Origin of the sequence: Nitrincola alkalisediminis (assembly GCF_009821115.1) — a bacterium.
In the GTDB taxonomy this organism is placed as follows: Bacteria; Pseudomonadota; Gammaproteobacteria; order Pseudomonadales; family Balneatricaceae; genus Nitrincola; species Nitrincola alkalisediminis.
The window spans coordinates 160,094-178,436 of record NZ_VYTY01000005.1 but is presented as its reverse complement, the minus strand read 5'-3'; the positions used below and the strand labels follow the sequence as shown (position 1 = coordinate 178,436).

At 45.7% G+C, this 18,343-nt stretch carries 14 protein-coding genes; 13 read left to right on the top strand and 1 reads right to left on the bottom strand.

The genetic code is table 11. The annotated features are described in order from the left end of the window. Positions 1-21: 21 nt before the first annotated feature. Complete coding sequence (locus tag F5971_RS09845) at positions 22-1,962, top strand: M48 family metallopeptidase (protein ID WP_193494866.1); 1,941 nt, start codon at positions 22-24, stop codon at positions 1,960-1,962. A 12-nt stretch (positions 1,963-1,974) separates the two neighbouring features. On the opposite strand, the gene F5971_RS09840 is transcribed toward F5971_RS09845, so the two are convergent. Next, a complete protein-coding gene (locus tag F5971_RS09840) occupies positions 1,975-3,954 on the bottom strand; it encodes a sigma-54-dependent Fis family transcriptional regulator (protein WP_193494865.1) in 1,980 nt (659 codons plus the stop codon). A gap of 394 nt (positions 3,955-4,348) precedes the next feature. Between F5971_RS09840 and F5971_RS09835 the strand changes: the two genes are divergently transcribed. The 12 genes from F5971_RS09835 (at position 4,349) to F5971_RS09780 (ending at position 18,328) form a co-directional block, all read left to right on the top strand. After that, positions 4,349-6,163 carry an NAD(P)/FAD-dependent oxidoreductase gene (locus tag F5971_RS09835; protein WP_193494864.1) on the top strand — a complete coding sequence of 605 codons (1,815 nt, stop codon included), beginning with the start codon at positions 4,349-4,351 and terminating at the stop codon, positions 6,161-6,163. A 143-nt stretch (positions 6,164-6,306) separates the two neighbouring features. Next, a complete protein-coding gene (locus F5971_RS09830; RefSeq protein ID WP_193494863.1) occupies positions 6,307-7,218 on the top strand; it encodes a DMT family transporter in 912 nt (303 codons plus the stop codon). A gap of 298 nt (positions 7,219-7,516) precedes the next feature. Continuing rightward, a complete protein-coding gene (locus F5971_RS09825; RefSeq protein ID WP_193494862.1) occupies positions 7,517-8,986 on the top strand; it encodes an FAD-binding domain-containing protein in 1,470 nt (489 codons plus the stop codon). Position 8,987: 1 nt separating this feature from the next. Next, positions 8,988-9,173: a DUF2256 domain-containing protein gene (locus F5971_RS18685; protein ID WP_081763879.1), complete on the top strand. Its 186-nt coding sequence runs from the start codon at positions 8,988-8,990 to the stop codon at positions 9,171-9,173. Then, complete coding sequence (locus tag F5971_RS09815; protein WP_036512785.1) at positions 9,145-10,668, top strand: cryptochrome/photolyase family protein; 1,524 nt, start codon at positions 9,145-9,147, stop codon at positions 10,666-10,668. The genes F5971_RS18685 and F5971_RS09815 overlap by 29 nt, the downstream gene beginning before the upstream one ends. 112 nt (positions 10,669-10,780) lie before the next feature. Continuing rightward, a complete protein-coding gene (locus F5971_RS09810; protein ID WP_193494861.1) occupies positions 10,781-12,109 on the top strand; it encodes an aspartate aminotransferase family protein in 1,329 nt (442 codons plus the stop codon). Between the two features lie 12 nt (positions 12,110-12,121). After that, a complete protein-coding gene (locus tag F5971_RS09805) occupies positions 12,122-12,679 on the top strand; it encodes a carboxymuconolactone decarboxylase family protein (protein ID WP_036512790.1) in 558 nt (185 codons plus the stop codon). Positions 12,680-13,501: 822 nt separating this feature from the next. Beyond that, positions 13,502-15,400: a tRNA uridine-5-carboxymethylaminomethyl(34) synthesis enzyme MnmG gene (gene mnmG / locus F5971_RS09800; RefSeq protein ID WP_036512877.1), complete on the top strand. Its 1,899-nt coding sequence runs from the start codon at positions 13,502-13,504 to the stop codon at positions 15,398-15,400. Continuing rightward, positions 15,397-16,020: a 16S rRNA (guanine(527)-N(7))-methyltransferase RsmG gene (gene rsmG / locus F5971_RS09795; RefSeq protein WP_193494860.1), complete on the top strand. Its 624-nt coding sequence runs from the start codon at positions 15,397-15,399 to the stop codon at positions 16,018-16,020. The genes mnmG and rsmG overlap by 4 nt, the downstream gene beginning before the upstream one ends. A gap of 2 nt (positions 16,021-16,022) precedes the next feature. Then, on the top strand, positions 16,023-16,838 hold the full coding sequence (locus tag F5971_RS09790; RefSeq protein WP_036512795.1) for a ParA family protein: 816 nt from the start codon (positions 16,023-16,025) through the stop codon (positions 16,836-16,838). Further along, positions 16,838-17,758: a ParB/RepB/Spo0J family partition protein gene (locus tag F5971_RS09785; RefSeq protein WP_193494859.1), complete on the top strand. Its 921-nt coding sequence runs from the start codon at positions 16,838-16,840 to the stop codon at positions 17,756-17,758. The genes F5971_RS09790 and F5971_RS09785 overlap by 1 nt, the downstream gene beginning before the upstream one ends. Before the next feature lie 120 nt (positions 17,759-17,878). Beyond that, positions 17,879-18,328: an ATP synthase subunit I gene (locus tag F5971_RS09780; RefSeq protein WP_036512802.1), complete on the top strand. Its 450-nt coding sequence runs from the start codon at positions 17,879-17,881 to the stop codon at positions 18,326-18,328. Positions 18,329-18,343 lie beyond the last annotated feature (15 nt).

Genomic DNA, 18,343 nt, shown 5'->3' with positions numbered 1-18,343 from the left:
TACGCAGGGTGAGGGTGTGTTATGAACTTCTTTGAGCACCAGGAACGTGCCAAACGTAAAACACTGCAACTGGTCTTTTTATTTGCGCTTGGCGTCGGCAGTCTGATTATCAGTTTAACACTGGTCATCGGATTGCTGATGTTCTTTGCAGAAGGCGGAACAGGGGAAGCCTTATCCCAAGCTTCCAACACGCCTTCCTCATTGCCGAGTCTTTTATCACCAGAAAACCTTCAATTACTGATCACCCTAACCATTGCCGTGATCGGCGTTATTGCTTTAGGCAGCCTGTTCCGGCGTGCGCAATTAACAAAAGGTGGGCAAGCCATTGCCGAAGCAATGGGAGGGCGTTTACTCAATACAGCAACGCTCAATAGCGAAGAACAACGCATTCTCAATATCGTAGAGGAAATGGCGTTGGCATCGGGTATTCCTGTGCCGCCTGTGTACCTAATCGAAGACGATGCAATTAATGCGTTTGCGGCAGGGTACCGTCCCCAAGATGCAGTGATTGGCATTACCCGTGGCTCTATACAACTCCTGACACGGGATGAATTACAAGGCGTCGTCGCCCACGAGTTTAGCCATATCCTTCACGGCGACATGCGTCTTAACATCCGTTTAATTTCAATGCTATATGGCATTTTACTGATCGGTATGATTGGCCGATTTATTGTGCGTTCTCTACGATATCGTCCCATCGCACGCACTTCCAATAAGAATAACAGTGTCGCTTTCTTGATGGTGTTGGGACTGGGGTTGATGATCGTGGGTTTTGCAGGTTCATTTTTTGGGAATTTAATCAAAGCTGCCGTTAGTCGCCAGCGTGAATTTCTTGCCGATGCCTCGGCGGTTCAATACACCCGTAACCCTCTGGGGATTTCCGGCGCTTTAAAGAAAATAGGGGGCCATGTTGCCGGATCAAGTTTTAATAATCCGCGCGCAGAAGAATTCAGCCATATGTTTTTTAGCCAACATCTCAGCAATGGCTTTAGTGACTGGTTCTCGACACATCCTCCTTTAGAAGATCGCATCAAGCGTGTTGAGCCACGATGGACTGGGTCATTTACGACACCCACTCACATCACTACTGACGATACTCGGCCCTTATCCACCTTAACCACCGCTGGTTTTGTCTCCACACCCCAGCCCCAAAATTTCAGTGCTCAAATCGCACTGAATCAAGCCATGGCAGGGATGGCAGACCCAACACCGGAACACCTTGCGTATGCTAGACGGATACTGGACACCTTAGATCCAGAACTGTTAAACGCGGCTCATGAGCCTTTCTCAGCAAGAGCGCTTATCTATGGTTTATTGATGAGCCAAGACAAAGGGATACAAGAGCAACAACTCGATCAGTTACAAAAAGCGGCGCATCCCGATACCTTCAAAGCCTTAAACGCGTATTTACCCAAATTGCTGTCTTTGGCGGCAGAGTTCAGATTACCCCTCGTAGAAATCAGCCTACCCGCACTAAAACAGCTCTCGGATGCGCAATATGAAACCTTTAAAACCTGCTTGGAACTCTTAATTGCCGCAGATAAACGTACCTCGCTGTTCGAATGGTCAATCAAAACCATCGTGACTCGCCACATTCGAGGTGTACCACGCTCGGCAAAGCGCTATTTACCAACAGAAACACGTGCTGAAATCAGTCGACTCGTCTGTTTGATCGCTAAAGTTGGCCATAAAAATGATGAGGATGCTGAAGCCGCGTTCCATCAAGCGATGCAAAGCCTTAATTTTCCCATGCGTTATCAACCTGACGCACGGCCAAAATTAAAACAGCTTGAGCTGGACTTAGAAAAACTTTCACATTTACGTCCGTTGGATAAACCCGCCATCCTTCGTGCCTTAGTGATCTGCGCCAGTCATGATGATGTGATAACCACCGCAGAGGCGGAGCTATTAAGGGCCATCGCCGAGTGTTTAGACTGCCCTCTGCCTCCTTTACTCGTCTAGTTGTTTTAACTGTTACGCATCTTTAGGCATCGGTATGTTCAGTTTTTTAATACGCCGATAAACCGTTGGGCGTGACACCCCCAGTTGGTTGGCCACCGCCGATATATTCCAGCGCTGGTGACGTAATAGGCTCAACAGCCGTTCTTGCTCTGAGTTTTTCGCATAGTGTTGCGTATGACTGTCGATGGTTTCACTTAAACAATCTGAAGTCGTGTGGTTCGTGCCCATGAATGCAGGCCACTCTGGCGGATGCATGGTAATGTCTTTGGGTAAATGGTGAACGGTAATTTCATCGCCCTCACAAATGGCTTCGGCAAAGGTCAAGGCATTCACCAGTTGTCTTATGTTCCCGGGCCATGCATAAGCCAGTAATGCACTCACAGCATCCGCACGCAATCGCACAGTCGGGTTAATCTGCTTCATCAAGGTTTGAATAAGATACTGCTTATCTGCGCGAGCTTTCAACGAGGGCAATGTCAGTGTCGCACCGTTGAGTCGATAGTATAAATCTTCACGAAAACGACCTTCAGCTATCAGTTTTTGAAGATTGCAGTGAGTCGCCGCCAATACTCGAATATCAACATCAACGGGCTCTAGCGCCCCTAAAGGCATGACGTGTCCTTCGGCTAACACGCGGAGTAAGCGCGTTTGCAAGGGTAAAGGCATGTCACCAATTTCATCTAAAAAGAGCGTGCCACCATTGGCCTGCTGAATCAGCCCTTTCGCACCTTTTGCACGCCCGCCTGTAAACGTGCCCGGCGCATAACCAAACAACTCACTTTCAATCAGTGATTCAGGAATCGCCGCACAATTAACGGCCATAAAAGGATGTTTTGCTCGAAGACTCGAGGCATGAATGGCCTGCGCCAGCACCTCTTTACCTGTGCCAGTCTCGCCCAGAATAAGTACGCTTACCTCTTTGTTGCGTAAGCGCTTGGCAAGACTCAGGGTTTGACGCATCGCGGGGTCATCCGCACACAAGCAGTCCAACTCAGGTACCGACTCTTCTTGCTGAATACGACTTGATAAAGGATTAAGTCGACTGGACATTCGTGATTTAGGTTCAATAAGGGTGCCAAACAGCGTTTGCTGTGTACCCAGCACTCGAAACGCACGCGTCCCGTCATTGCACTGGTTAATGGCTAAAATATCTTGCCATTGGCACTCAAGCAGCTCCGGTAAAAAAAGTGTCGGCTGATCCAGTTTCTGCAACTGAGCCAGCAAGTCTCGAGCGATGGTGTTCGCCGCTAAAACATGACCTTCTTCATCCAGAGCAAACAACAACTGCCCACTCACTTGCACTAACTCTCGCGATTGATCGCATTTGAACACTAAATGATGGCGATAACGTCTTAAAAAATAGACGTCTTCTATCAAGCGTGCGTAGAGCTGAGTCAGATGCAATGCGAAATTTTGGCTTTCCGGCGTACGTGAAGAGTTTAAGGCCGAAATATCCAGAACGGCTAAAAGTTGTCCCGATGGGTCTTTGATCGGGGCGGCGGTGCAGGTTAAACGAATATGGGAGCTGTCGAAATGATCAACCCGATGACAAGTCAGTGCTTTTTGCTCTTGGATACAGGTGCCCACCGCAGACGTGCCAGCATATTGCTCACTCCAATCTGCACCCAAATACAATCCTGCCTTATGTAAACGCTCATCGCGTCGATCACCTAAAAACTGAACGGTAATCCCTCGATAGTCACTCAACAGCAACACATACCCAAGGCTTGCAACCTGAGCATACAATTGTTCAACACCGGCGCGTGCCACATTCAAAAACTCATCGACAGAGTCCTGATGCTCACGCAGGGTTTGGTGCGTGACGATCCGGGCAGGTCTCGGTTGGGAAGGATCTAAGCCATAATCGCTCAAACATCGTTTCCACGAGCGTCCAATCATCTCGTGGGTGGGTGAATAGCTTTTAGATACCGATTGATAACCACCATAGCTAAGTATCGTGTCAATATGACGACGCTGACTTGAGATACTCATATGTCCCTCATTCACGACTGTTATTTTTATTTCAGGGCCTTTTCGAGTTTACTCCCGTACACCTAGGCTTTCTATACTTCTTTAGCGCCTTAATTTGACCGCGTTACACCTGTAAAACTTCGGACAGATTCGCGTTACAGATGCAACGACAGTCCGTTACAGGTGTAAAGCTAGGGAAGGACGAATGCCTGGACTCACATACAGACCAAGCTTCGAATGTAGTTTTTATTTCAATATAAATCATATAGATACAATTAAATTCCACACCGTACATAGACTCTGGCACGCTTGCTGCTCTATCTCTCTTATCAACATTGCTCAGGAACACCTGATCTAAGCGCAAACGTTGGTGTTAACGCAGTTACAAAAACAATAGTCTGCACTGGAGAGATTTATGACACATACCTCACTCACCCCAACCCATGAACCTACACTTGCGGCTGCCGCGTGGATCGAAAAATTATCCACAGCCCTAAGCTCTAACACACCGACCGAAGCCGCTCAATTATTTGAAGAAGAGGGGCATTGGCGAGACCTAGTCGCGTTTACTTGGAATATTAAAACACTCTCAGGCCGAGCCGCCATCCGTGACATGATTGCGGCAACTCAAGCAACAGCTACCCCGAGTAATTGGCGTCTGGAAGAGGATGCTACCGAAGCCAATGGAGTCGTTGAAGCCTGGATCTCCTTTGAAACAAAAGTGGCAAAAGGGCGAGGCTATCTACGATTGCGCAATGGCCTTGCATGGACATTTTTAACCACCATGGTTGAGTTAAAAGACTACCCAGAAAAACGCAATAAATTACGCCCGAAAGGTGCAGAACATGGCGCGAGTAAGAGTCGCCAAACCTGGTTAGAAAAACGTCAGCATGAAGAGGCAACACTTGGCTATAGCGAGCAACCTTACTGTCTAATCATAGGGGGTGGTCAAGGTGGTATCGGCTTAGGCGCTCGGCTTCGCCAGCTTGATGTCCCGACCATTATTATTGATGCCTTGCCGAAGCCCGGCGATACCTGGCGCAATCGCTACAAATCTCTCTCGCTGCACGATCCCATTTGGTATGACCACATGCCGTATATCCCTTTTCCTGAAAACTGGCCCGTCTTTACTCCAAAAGACAAAATCGGTGATTGGTTGGAAATGTACACCAAAGTCATGGAGTTGAATTACTGGGGCTCCACACGCTGCACCCAAGCAAAATTCGATGAGGAAAGACAAGAATGGACAGTCGAAGTTGATCGAGACGGTGAAAAACTGACGCTTCACCCCAAACAACTGGTTTTAGCAACAGGTATGTCGGGCATTCCAAATATCCCCAACATACCGGGCATGGACAGTTTTGAAGGGGAGCAACATCACTCCAGTCAACATCCCGGTGGCGAGGCTTACAAAGGGAAAAAATGCATAGTTCTTGGTGCCAACAACTCAGCTCACGATATCTGCTGTGCGCTTTGGGAAAACGACGCCGATGTCACCATGATTCAACGTTCTTCGACTCATATCATCAAATCGGATTCGCTAATGGAGCTGGTGTTAGGGGGGCTTTATTCAGAGGAGGCGGTTGAAAATGGGATGACGACCTACAAAGCAGACCTCACCTTTGCCTCCATTCCCTTTGAAATTATGCCGCAGTTTCACATTCCAGCGTATGAAGCGGTTGCAGAAAAGGATGCAGAGTTTTACCAGCGCTTAACCGATGCTGGATTTATGCTCGATTTTGGTGAGGATGGTTCAGGTCTGTTTATGAAATACCTACGCCGTGGTTCAGGCTATTACATTGATGTAGGGGCATCGGACTTAGTGGCCAACGGCGATATAAAATTAAAATCGGGTGTCTCAATCGAACGCATCAACCCCAAATCCGTGGTGCTAACCGATGGCACTGAGCTAGACGCCGACTTAATTGTCTATGCAACGGGCTTTGGCTCGATGAACGGATGGGCGGCAAAGATTATCTCGCAAGAAGTGGCCGATAAAGTCGGGAAATGCTGGGGGATGGGCTCCAACACCGCGAAAGATCCTGGTCCTTGGGAAGGTGAACTGCGCAATATGTGGAAACCCACGCACCAAGAAGCGCTGTGGTTCCATGGTGGCAACCTCCATCAATCTCGTCACTACTCACAGTACCTTTCACTGCAGATAAAAGCACGTATGGAAGGAATCGATACGCCTGTTTATGGCATGGAGCCTGTTTACCATCTGAATTAAACACGCAGCTGTTGAGCAACTCTGCATTGTAGTTGCTCGACTTTTAGTCCATTTTTTACAAAAAAAAATCAAAAATCATCCGTCATTACGCAGGCTTAAGGTACTCTATAAAGCTTAATCATTTGCCATGAACTCTCAATTCGATGAAAAATCAAAAAACCGCACTCATGTTTGCACTGGCCGCTGTTGCGTGTTGGTCAACCGTCGCCACTGCGTTTAAGCTCTCACTGAATTATTTTGCGCCCGCTCAATTGCTGCTTGTTGCGACCTTAAGCTCAGCGGTGCTGCTGATCCTATTACTTGGCTATCAGGGTAAGCTCGGCTTGTTGAAAACGCTCTTCCGTGAACGGCCTTATTTTTACTTACTAATGGGGGCGCTTAACCCCGCACTCTATTACCTTATTTTATTTGAGGCTTACGACTTACTGCCGGCGCAACAAGCACAAACGCTCAACTACACTTGGGCAATTAGCCTAACCTTGCTGGCCGTGCCTTTTTTGGGACAACGTATTCGACGTCAGGATTGGATTGCCATTGGCTTGGGCTATTTAGGTGCCTTAGTCATTGCCACCAAGGGCGATCTCCTCGGCTTACACTTCGAAAGTCCGCTCGGCGTTTCACTGGCATTGCTGTCCACCTTGATTTGGGCAAGTTACTGGATTCTCAACACACGTAATCAGGGGGATTCACTGGCAAGCCTTGCCTTAAGTTTCTTACTGGCACTTCCAATTGTCTTGGCTGCAACTGCGATGGGTCCTGGGTTTTCAATGTCGGCATGGCAGGGTTGGGCAGGGGCCATTTACATTGGCATCTTCGAAATGGGCATTGCCTTCTTTTTTTGGTTGATGGCAATGAAATACGCAGAAAACACAGCGAAAATTTCAAATCTAATTTTCATATCACCTTTTATATCATTGATTTTATTAAAATTTATAGTTGGAGAAGCGATATATCCTGCCACACTTGTCGGCTTGGTGTTAATCATTGCGGCCTTACTGATCCAACAAATATCAACATCGAGAAAACCATCAACACCTGTAAAAACGATTGAATAACCTTACGCACAGTTGGCCTGTTAAATACTTGGATTTATCCATTGATACAAAGGCTTATTCAAGAAGATATACAGTTAGCTAACAGACTTATCAACAGGATTAAATGTATTTTTTATTATATATTTCAATATATTATGTTTTTACTTTTAATCCTTGATATTTTTTAATCACAAACAGAAAGGGTCAGTAGTCAAGAATTGTTGGTAAGTATGTGTATAAGTTGAATGTTTGCTGAAATAGATCCAGAAGTGTTGTTTTTTCGTTAATAGCGACGGGGAAATCTGATTTAGGATCGACGGTGCAAACAATCAACTTAGTATGGCTAAAACGAGATCTTCGTCTACTTGATCACAAACCACTCTCTGAAGCCTGCTCATCAGAGCACCCTTTATGTATTTTCTACACCTTCGAACCCACATTACTTACAGATCCTCACATCAGTAACCGCCACCAAGTGTTTATTGTGCAAAGCTTGAGTTGTTTATCCACACAACTTAAACAGTTAGGCCATCAACTCTACGTATTCTGGTGCGATATGCCTGATCTTCTTATGGCCTTTCAACAATCATTTTTTATCAACAGCCTATTTAGCCACGAAGAAATTGGATTAGATTCTACCTATCAACGAGATAAACGCGTTAAACAACTGTGCGCCGAACTCAACATTCCTTGGATAGAATATCCACAAGTGGCCGTAAGAAGAGGGCAAAACGGGCGAAAAGGATGGAAAAAATTTGCGGATCGCTATCTCAAAGACCCCATCGCTCCCGTTCATCTTAACAAGGTTGCATCGATTCAACTCTCAGAGGACCATCCTCTGCAAGCATTAAGATGTCGCGCACTTCCCAAAGCTTGGCTCAAAACCAACGAAAACGTCCAAAAAGGCGGAGAGCTGGCCGCTTTAGATCGGTTGTATGAATTTTTAAACTCGAAGCTTGCGTCTTACTCAAAAAGTATCAGCAAACCCATGCTCAGTATTACAAATGCTTCGCGACTCTCAGCCTATCTAGCTTATGGCAATCTATCCATCCGCTATGTTGTCCAACAACTCAAATCCATGTCTGAAGCAGATCGTTCAACACGCGCGTTCTATTCACGATTACGTTGGCATTGCCATTTCATTCAAAAGTTTGAATCCAACTCTCTCACTGAATTTAAGCCACTGAATTCAGGGTATGTTGAACTACTCAATACTCAGAAAATGAATCAATCAGCAAGTTATGCACAGCGATATCAGGCCTGGTCGAAAGGTGAAACCGGCTACCCAATGGTAGATGCCTGTATGAGAGCCTTATTAACAACCGGCTATTTGAATTTTAGGATGCGTGCAATGCTGGTCAGTGTTGCGTGCCATCACTTACAACTGGATTGGAAAGAGGTTGCAGAGCATCTTGCACGCTGTTTTTTAGATTTCGACCCTGGAATACATTATCCACAGATTCAAATGCAAGTCGGGTTAACAGGCTACAACACCCTCAGAATCTACAATCCTTTGCAGCAGTCACTGGATCAAGACCCAGATGCCGCCTTTATCCGACGCTATGTACCGGAAGTCGCCCATTTGCCTATTCCTTTAATTCATCATCCTTGGTTATTAACTGAGATGGAAAAACACTTTTATCCGGACTCGCATCAAGTAAGTTATCCACAGCGTATGTTTAACCACGAAGAAACGGGGAGTGAAGCACGTCAGCGTCTCTGGGCATGGAAAAAGCACCCGAAAGTTCAGGCAAACGTCCCTAATTTGTTGAAGAATCAAGTTGAGTAAAATGCATAAAAAACCCCATTTACCCGAGAAAATGTGCCCCGTCTGTCAACGTCCGTTTAGCTGGCGCAAAAAATGGGAAAAAAACTGGGAATCGGTTACCTATTGCAGCCATGCCTGCCGAACTAAACGCAAACCCCATGCACCTAAAGAGGATTCACATGAAACGACTCAAGCTTATTTTAGGTGATCAACTCAATGCTAAGCATTCTTGGTATAAAGCCCGAGATAACAGCACCTATTTTGTTATGTTAGAGCTGCATCAAGAAGCTAAGTACGTAAGGCACCACATACAAAAACTCTTAGGCTTTTTTGCTGCCATGCGTGCTTTTGCTCAGGCCTTAGAGGCAGCCGGACATCAAGTCATTTATATAACTCTTGATGATGCACCAGCGGATTGCTCACTGACTGATCAGCTGAACATATTAATAGAAGAGTATGATATTGATGAGTTTCACTACCAAGCACCGGATGAATACCGCCTAGATAAACAGCTAAGGGAGTGGTGTGAGAATCTAAACATTCCAACCATTATGGTTGATACGGAACACTTTTTGACACCACGTGACGCTTGGCAAACCTACCCAATGTCACGTATGGAGTTTTTTTATCGAGCACTGAGAAAACACTACAGAGTTCTGCTTGATGACCAAGGAAATCCCTTGGGTGAACGTTGGAATTTCGATACGGAAAATCGAAAAAAACTTCCAGAGTCCAAAGTCATTCCAGAGCCTCTGTGCTTTGCAAAAGATGTCAGGGATCTCCTCGCGATGATCGAGCGTCATCAAATCGCCACGTTAGGGACCGTTGATGCTACACAGTTTATTTGGCCAACCACTCGCACAGAAGCGAGAGAATTGCTTAATTTTTTTCTGTGTCATTGTCTTCCCGAATTCGGGCACTATCAGGATGCAATGACATCAAGGGGTTGGAGCCTTTATCACAGTCGCTTGTCCTTCGCGCTGAACACCAAAATGTTGCATCCATTGGATATCATTCGTTGTGTGGAAAGCTATTGGAAAGAACATCCAGAGGAGATAGACCTGGCTCAGGTCGAAGGCTTTATTCGTCAAATTCTAGGATGGCGTGAATTTGTCAGAGCCTTATATTGGCAACATATGCCCGATTATGCACAGCTAAACAGTTTAAATGCCAATCGGAATCTTCCAGACTTTTTCTGGACAGGCAATACGAAAATGGCCTGTGTCAGCCATGCGATTAAACAGTCCTTAGCGCAGGCATACGCCCACCATATCCAGCGCCTAATGATCACTGGCAACTTCGGACTGCTCGCAGGCATTCATCCTGATCAAATGGATCAATGGTATTTAGGCATCTATATTGATGCAATCGAGTGGGTCGAAATGCCCAATACACGTGGCATGAGTCAATATGCAGATGGAGGTATTATCGCGAGCAAGCCTTACGCTGCGTCTGGCAATTACATTCATAAAATGGGGCATTATTGCAAATCCTGTCACTATGATGTGAAAAGCAAGTTTGGCGACAAGAGCTGTCCCTTTAACAGTCTTTATTGGCACTTTTTAACACGGCATGAAGAGCGCTTTCGTAAAAATCCGCGCATGAGCTTGGCCTATAAAGCCTGGGAAAAACAATCCAAAGAGCAACAAACCGCTATTCTGAAAACAGCGGACGATTACTTACACCATCTAAACGATCTTTAGTGTTTAGATCTTTAATTCATCGGAAACTGCCTTATACTGAGATTTCACATTGATGAAATCTCAATTAGATTCGTCTCAAATATGCCCCTTGAATGAAAAATAGGAATGACTCATGAGCCATGTGTTGCACCGCAGTTTACTCCAAGACTATCCAGTCGCGGTTAAAGGAGACGGTGTGTATATTATTGATGCTGACAATAAACGTTACTTAGATGCCTGTGGTGGAGCGGCTGTTTCGTGCCTTGGTCACAGCGATCCTGATGTGATTCAAGCCATTCAACAACAAGTCAGCCAACTGGCCTATGCCCATAGCTCATTTTTTACCACTGAGCCGATGGAAGCCATTGCTGAGTTTTTAGCCAAACGCGCTCCGGGTCATCTCAATTCAGTTTACTTTGTCTCCGGAGGGTCAGAAGCCGTTGAAGCGGCATTAAAACTGGCACGTCAATACTATGTTGAAAAGGGAGAGCCACAACGTAAACATATTATTGCACGTCGACAAAGCTACCATGGCAATACACTGGGCGCGTTAGCAACCGGTGGCAATCTTTGGCGTCGACAACAATTTGAACCCTTACTCATTAATATTCATCACCTTAGCCCATGCTATGCCTACCGCGAGAAACTGGAGCACGAAAGTGATGACGCATTTGTCACGCGTTTGGTCGATGAGTTAGAGGATAAAATTCTTGAACTGGGCGCCGACCAAGTCATGGCATTTATCGCCGAGCCTGTTGTGGGTGCTACGCTGGGTGCCGTACCTGCCGTTGGCCGTTATTTTGAAAAAATGAAAGCCGTTTGTGAAAAATACGGCGTATTACTCATCGCCGACGAAGTCATGTGCGGAATGGGCCGTACTGGTGCATTATTCGCCAGTGCACAAGAAAATCTGGTTCCTGACTTACTGTGCATAGCCAAAGGTTTAGGCGCGGGTTATCAGCCGATTGGCGCAACGCTGGTCAGTGATGACATTATTAACACCTTGAAATCAGGCTCGGGTTTTTTTCAACACGGTCATACCTATATTGGACACGCAACAGCCTGTGCAGCCGCCTTGGCCGTGCAACATAAGATAGAAGATGCCCAACTGCTCAGCAATGTTGAGGCAATGGGCACACAGCTCCAGCAAGCACTCCTTCACCAATTTAAAGATCATCCTCATATTGGTGATATCCGTGGCAAGGGTCTGTTTAGAGGATTGGAGCTGGTCAAAGACCGAGAGACAAAAGCGCCTTTTGATAGCGGCCTTAAATTGCATGCCAAGATTAAGAAAGCCGCCATGAATCAAGGCCTGATGTGCTATCCAATGGGCGGCACTATCAATGGTCGAGATGGCGATCATATTTTATTAGCACCGCCTTTTATTTTTAATGAAGAACACATTGATGAGCTGGTCACAAAACTCAGTGTTGCCATTGATCATGCACTCAAAGTGTCTTAACGGAGGTGTCATATGAAATCAAGATTGAGCCATTTACACTACGATGAAATGACAAAACCTCAGCAGCTGGTTTTGGAGGATATTTTAAAAGGCCCACGAAAAAATCTGGACGGCCCGTTCCTTGCTTGGATTCACAGTCCTGAGTTGGCCAATCATGCCCAAAAACTGGGTGCCTTTTGCCGTTATCACACGCAACTTCCACTGCTACTCAGTGAGTTAGCCATCTTAACAACGGCATCGTTATGGAAATCTCAAGCCGAATGGCAAATTCACGAACCGATTGCGTTGGAAGCTGGGCTATCACCGTCAGTCATAGAAGCTATACGTCTTGAACAAGTGCCTGAGTTTGAAAATGAAGCTCAAAGCCTTGTTTATCAACTAACCAAGACACTCTACGAAACGAAACGGGTCAATCAAGGTTTGTACGATCAAGCCCTTGCTCAGTTTGGCGAAAGTGCCTTGGTCGAGCTTGTCGGTATACTCGGTTACTACGCTTTAGTGGCCATGACACTGAACGTATTTGCTGTTGATCGAGAAACAGGGCAACCACTGCCCTTCATTGAGCCTTAAATTTCGGCCTTTATACTTGGCCTTAACGGCCTGTCAGACGGTTACGCACACCAGCATGGATGCAGGAACCTGGGTGATATCCAGTCGATCGGCGCTAAGTCTGACAGGCTGTTCGTCAATAATCCTCTTATCCCCCTTGTTTAGTCCCTCGTCACTCCATTCATCCACAGCTCTTCTCAATTTTTTTCAGGGTTAATGTGTTTTTTATGCATGCGAAACACTGAATTTTGTCCTAAAAATCCTCATTTTTTCAGCCAAAACCCCGTTATTCAGATCATGATGAAAATAATTTAAAATTTTTTTCACAAAGTTATCAACAGAGAGTGCTATAAAATCAATTAATTGATTTTAATAATAATTTAGAATTTACTCTAGCGTTTTTATGCACATAAATCACACCTTATTCACAGAAAAATAGGGGGTTAAAACTATCCACATTTTTCTGTGTACAATATGTATAACTAGAGAGGGTAAAAATGGTATGAATCTGTTGATAACTTCAGTTGTGAATAACCAGCCCTTTTATCCACAATCGATGAACAGGCAGAAGACCCGAATTAACTGTGCATAACCACACGTTAGCAGGTATGATAAGTACATGATTTTTAGTTAACTATTAAGTTTGTTAACAGAAAAGGTCGTCTTTAATAACAATCACCACTATAAAACTATCTTTTAAAAGATTAGTTTTTATTTTAGTAAATCGCTTTGTAAAAATTTGATCATTTTTTGAGCATTTCTTATCTGTGCATAGAGCGTTATACTTAGCCCATCGAAATTGTCTTGTTTGTTGTTCTTTTATTTAATGGGTGAAACCTGATGGTGGATTATCCTGACCACTTTGATGTGATAGTCGTAGGTGGCGGTCATGCCGGTACAGAAGCGGCACTAGCCTCGGCTAGAATGGGCGTAAAAACGTTATTGCTGACTCATAACATTGAAACACTGGGCCAAATGTCCTGTAATCCAGCGATTGGTGGGATTGGGAAGAGTCATTTGGTCAAAGAAATTGATGCATTCGATGGTGCAATGGCGCGTGCAACGGATAAGGGCGGAATACAATTTCGAATTCTAAACGCTCGTAAAGGTCCAGCCGTCAGAGCAACACGTGCACAAGCGGACCGAATTTTATACAAAGCGGCCATACGCCACATTCTTGAAAATCAAACGAACTTGTCTATTTTTCAGCAAGCAGTTGATGATTTGGTCATTGAAAATGGTCAGGTCAAAGGTGCAATTACACAAAGCGGAATACGTTTTAAAGCACGATCTGTGGTGTTAACCGCGGGTACTTTTCTGGGGGGGGTCATACACATCGGCTTGGAAAACTACCAAGGCGGTCGCGCAGGTGATCCTCCATCCGTGCGTTTAGCTCAGCGTTTAAGAGAAATGCCGTTTAGGGTCGAACGTCTAAAAACAGGCACTCCGCCACGAATTGATGCGCGCAGCGTTGATTTTTCAGTGATGCAGGTTCAACCCGGTGACACACCTACGCCTGTCATGTCCTATATGGGTCAATTAAGCGATCACCCGGAACAGGTCAACTGCTACATCACCCATACGAATTTAAAAACGCACGATATTATTCGCGGTGGATTGGATCGATCACCCATGTACAGCGGTGTTATTGAAGGCATTGGTCCGCGTTACTGCCCATCCATAGAAGACAAAATCCATCGTTTTGCCGATAAAGATCACCACCAAATCTTTGTTGAACCGGAAGGGTTAACAACACACGAACTGTATCCAAATGGGATTTCAACCAGTCTGCCATTTGATGTTCAGCTCGATTTGGTTCGCTCAATACGCGGATTTGAACAAGCGCATATTACGCGTCCAGGCTATGCGATCGAATACGATTTCTTTAATCCGCAAGATTTAAAACACAGCTTGGAAACTCGCTTTGTTTCCGGTTTGTTCTTTGCAGGCCAGATCAACGGGACAACTGGATATGAAGAAGCGGGCGCTCAGGGTTTATTGGCAGGCATGAATGCGGCGCTAATGGCGCAAGAAAAAGAGACATGGTATCCGCGCCGAGATGAGGCCTATATTGGTGTTTTGGTTGACGATCTCATTACTCACGGAACATCAGAACCCTATCGGATGTTTACCAGCCGTGCGGAATACCGCCTGATTCTGCGTGAAGACAATGCGGATATGCGCTTAACTGAAAAGGGACGTGAATTGGGCTTGGTCAGTGATGAACGTTGGCAGCATTTTGAACGCAAGCGTGAAGCGATTGAACTTGAAAAGCAACGAATGCTGTCCACTTGGATACAACCGTCAACGCCTGAAGCTGAACAACTCAATACTAAGTTGAATCATCCCTTGGCACGAGAGTACAATCTCGCCGATCTTATCAAACGTCCTGAATTGACGTATCAAGATGTTGCCAATCTCAAAGGGCAGGCCGTTGAAGATATCGCAGTTGCGGAACAAGTTGAGGTTCAATTTAAATACGCAGGTTATATTGATCGGCAGTCGGAGGAAATTGAACACCTGCGACGTCAAGAGCATACACAACTGCCCGATGATCTGGATTACCAGCAGGTCAGTGGGCTTTCGAATGAACTTAGAACGAAATTAAGCTCGGTGAGGCCCGTCAGTATTGCGCATGCATCGCGCATTCAAGGTATGACGCCTGCCGCGATATCCTTATTGTTGATTTATCTGAAAAAGCGAAAAATGTCTGAAAAACAACTGCAGGCGGTCAGTGAATGACGGAGTTAAAGTCTTTACTGCTTCAACAAAGCAAGGCACTGGGATTGTCTATTTCAGACAAACACGCCGAACAGTTAATGGCTTACCTGTCTCTATTGGTCAAATGGAACAAAGCCTATAATTTGACGGCCATCCGTGATCCTAACGAAATGGTGAGCCGGCACTTGATTGACAGCTTGAGTGTCTTGCCGTATCTCAAGGGCGAACGTCTGATTGACGTTGGCAGTGGTCCAGGATTGCCAGGCATCCCCCTGGCCATCTGTTTACCGGAACTACAGGTTACGACGTTAGACAGTAATGGCAAAAAAACACGTTTTCAACAGCAGGTTAAAATGGAGTTGGGGTTAAGCAATCTTGACGTTATTCACAGTCGCGTTGAAAAACTCGATGCACCGGCCTTCGACATGGTGATTTCTCGTGCGTTTGCATCTTTACGGGACATGTTGATATGGACTGGACACTTAGCGACTGAGCAAGGCGTCTTTTTGGCGATGAAAGGCCAATTTCCAGAAGGTGAACTCAGCGAAATACCGAACACCTTTATGCTTAGAGAAAGCCATCGTTTAGGGTTACCGGACAATGATGCCGAGCGACACTTGTTGATTTTAGGGAGAGCGTAATCGTGGCTAAAATCTTAACCATCACCAATCAGAAAGGTGGCGTGGGGAAAACAACCACCTGCGTGAATCTGGCGGCCTGCTTAGTTGCGGTAAAAAAACGAGTCTTGTTGATTGATTTGGATCCGCAAGGCAACGCAACCATGGGCAGTGGTGTGGATAAACATCAAATTGAACACTCATCCTATGAGTTACTCACAGGGGACAGTTCTGCAAAAGAGTGCATTATTTCCGGGCTTCCAGGCGGTTTCGATGTTATCGGAGCCAATGGTGACTTAACCGCCGCTGAGGTGGAGTTACTGCAGTTGCCGCGTCGAGAGTTTCGCTTGCGAATGGCGCTTACCGATGTTCAAGAGGAATATGATTTTATTCTGTTGGATAATCCACCCTCGTTAAATTTATTGACGGTAAATGCATTGTCAGCGTCCTCGGGTGTGCTCATTCCTATGCAGTGTGAATACTATGCGTTGGAAGGAATCAGTGCTTTGATCGGTACCATTGAGAAAATTAACAAGCGTCTCAATCCCGAATTGCGCATTGAAGGGATATTGAGAACGATGTTTGATCCGCGCATGAGCTTAACCAAAGATGTATCCGTGCATCTGGTCGAGTATTTTGGCGATAAGGTGTATCGAACCGTCATTCCGCGTAATGTCCGATTGGCCGAAGCGCCAAGTCATGGCCTTCCTGTTTTACAGTATGATAAAAACTCACGAGGCGCTCTGGCATACTTAGCCCTTGCTGGTGAGTTAATTCGACGGACCGAAGCCGAAGCGCTTGCACAACTTCAAGAAGAGTCAGAAAGTCAGGAAATTGCATAATGGTAGTGAAAAAGCGGGGACTGGGTCGCGGTTTAGATGCTCTTTTGGCGGGCATAGGTGATGAAGCCGTTGCGGTGCCTGTTTCTAAAGCTAAAGAAGAGTTACAAGCCGATACTCGCCAGAGTGTTGATGGCGAGCTCAAGCATTTACCCTTGGGGACCATCCAGCGTGGGCGTTATCAACCGCGCCGAGATATAGAACCGCAAGCGCTTGAAGAGCTGGCGGCCTCCATTAAAACTCAGGGAATCATGCAGCCGATCGTCGTTCGAGCGATTGAAGATGGACACTACGAAATCATTGCCGGAGAGCGTCGCTGGAGAGCCGCTCAGTTAGCTGGCTTGCAAAGCATTCCTGTACTGGTTCGAGATGTCGGTGATGAAGCCGCCAGTGCTATGGCGCTCATTGAGAACCTGCAACGTGAAAATTTAAATCCAATGGAAGAAGCCATTGCACTGCATCGTTTGCAAACAGAGTTTGAACTGACGCAACAGCAGGTCGCCGATGCCGTGGGTAAATCACGTTCGGCCATCAGTAACTTATTGCGTCTGATGAATTTAACGGATGCTGTTAAAAAGCGTCTTGAGCATGGTGACATTGAAATGGGTCATGCTCGTGCATTGTTGGCCTTAGAAGATGAGCTACAGATTTCAGCGGCTGAGCAGGTGATACACAACAACCTTTCGGTGAGAGAAACCGAACAACTGGTGAAAAAACTCAGTGCAGGTGAACCCTTAGCACCCGTTGTAAAAGCCAAAAAAGTCGATGAGAGCCTGCAAAACTTATCTGGAAGCTTATCTCGGTACTTTTCGACACCAGTTAAGATTACCGAAAATGCCCAAGGAAAAGGAAAAATCAGTATTAGTTATGCTTCAGCTGAGCAACTGGAGCAAATTATCGCGCAATTGCAGGCGAATACCTGAAATATGGGGGAAAATAGTTGTAAACGTTAAGACCTTAGTGCTAGAGAAACTCTATAGCTGTTGAGTCATGGCGTTTAAACCCATATAATCCCCCGACTAAGTTAAAGTTGCGATAATCTGATGTTAGAAAAACCTGAAGAGAGTGGTCTTAACCTTGCGGGGGTGAGATCCAGAGTCCAGGGCTCACAGGGAAAAGTAGTCGCGCAAGCCTTTGCTAAGGTGTTGTTAATACAGGTTTTTATAACCTCGGCCTTATCCTTAGCACTGATATTTAAAGATTTTGTAGCCGCCTACTCGGCATTCATCGGCGGCATGCTGTACCTCATACCGACGGCTTACTTTACGTTGAAGGTGCAGTTTAAGAATAACGCTCATACGGCAAAGGAAATATTAGCCAATGTCTATATGAGCCAATTTGGAAAGATGGTCTTGGCCATTGCGTTGTTTAGCCTTACCTTTATGTTGGTAGAGCCGCTGAACCCTCTTTCCTTATTTGTAACGTTTATATTGATGCAGATATCCGGTTGGTATCTGCAGTTTAAAATCAATAATCGATTTCTGAAACGTTGACTGAGAGTAACTGAG

Excerpts from the sequence above, each read along its gene's own strand:
- F5971_RS09845 (WP_193494866.1), top strand. The coding sequence starts at position 22 with ATGAACTTCTTTGAGCACCAGGAACGTGCCAAACGTAAAACACTGCAA.
- F5971_RS09840 (WP_193494865.1), bottom strand. The coding sequence starts at position 3,954 with ATGAGTATCTCAAGTCAGCGTCGTCATATTGACACGATACTTAGCTAT.
- F5971_RS09835 (WP_193494864.1), top strand. The coding sequence starts at position 4,349 with ATGACACATACCTCACTCACCCCAACCCATGAACCTACACTTGCGGCT.
- F5971_RS09830 (WP_193494863.1), top strand. The coding sequence starts at position 6,307 with ATGAAAAATCAAAAAACCGCACTCATGTTTGCACTGGCCGCTGTTGCG.
- F5971_RS18685 (WP_081763879.1), top strand. The coding sequence starts at position 8,988 with ATGCATAAAAAACCCCATTTACCCGAGAAAATGTGCCCCGTCTGTCAA.
- F5971_RS09815 (WP_036512785.1), top strand. The coding sequence starts at position 9,145 with ATGAAACGACTCAAGCTTATTTTAGGTGATCAACTCAATGCTAAGCAT.
- F5971_RS09810 (WP_193494861.1), top strand. The coding sequence starts at position 10,781 with ATGAGCCATGTGTTGCACCGCAGTTTACTCCAAGACTATCCAGTCGCG.
- F5971_RS09805 (WP_036512790.1), top strand. The coding sequence starts at position 12,122 with ATGAAATCAAGATTGAGCCATTTACACTACGATGAAATGACAAAACCT.
- rsmG (WP_193494860.1), top strand. The coding sequence starts at position 15,397 with ATGACGGAGTTAAAGTCTTTACTGCTTCAACAAAGCAAGGCACTGGGA.
- F5971_RS09785 (WP_193494859.1), top strand. The coding sequence starts at position 16,838 with ATGGTAGTGAAAAAGCGGGGACTGGGTCGCGGTTTAGATGCTCTTTTG.
- F5971_RS09780 (WP_036512802.1), top strand. The coding sequence starts at position 17,879 with ATGTTAGAAAAACCTGAAGAGAGTGGTCTTAACCTTGCGGGGGTGAGA.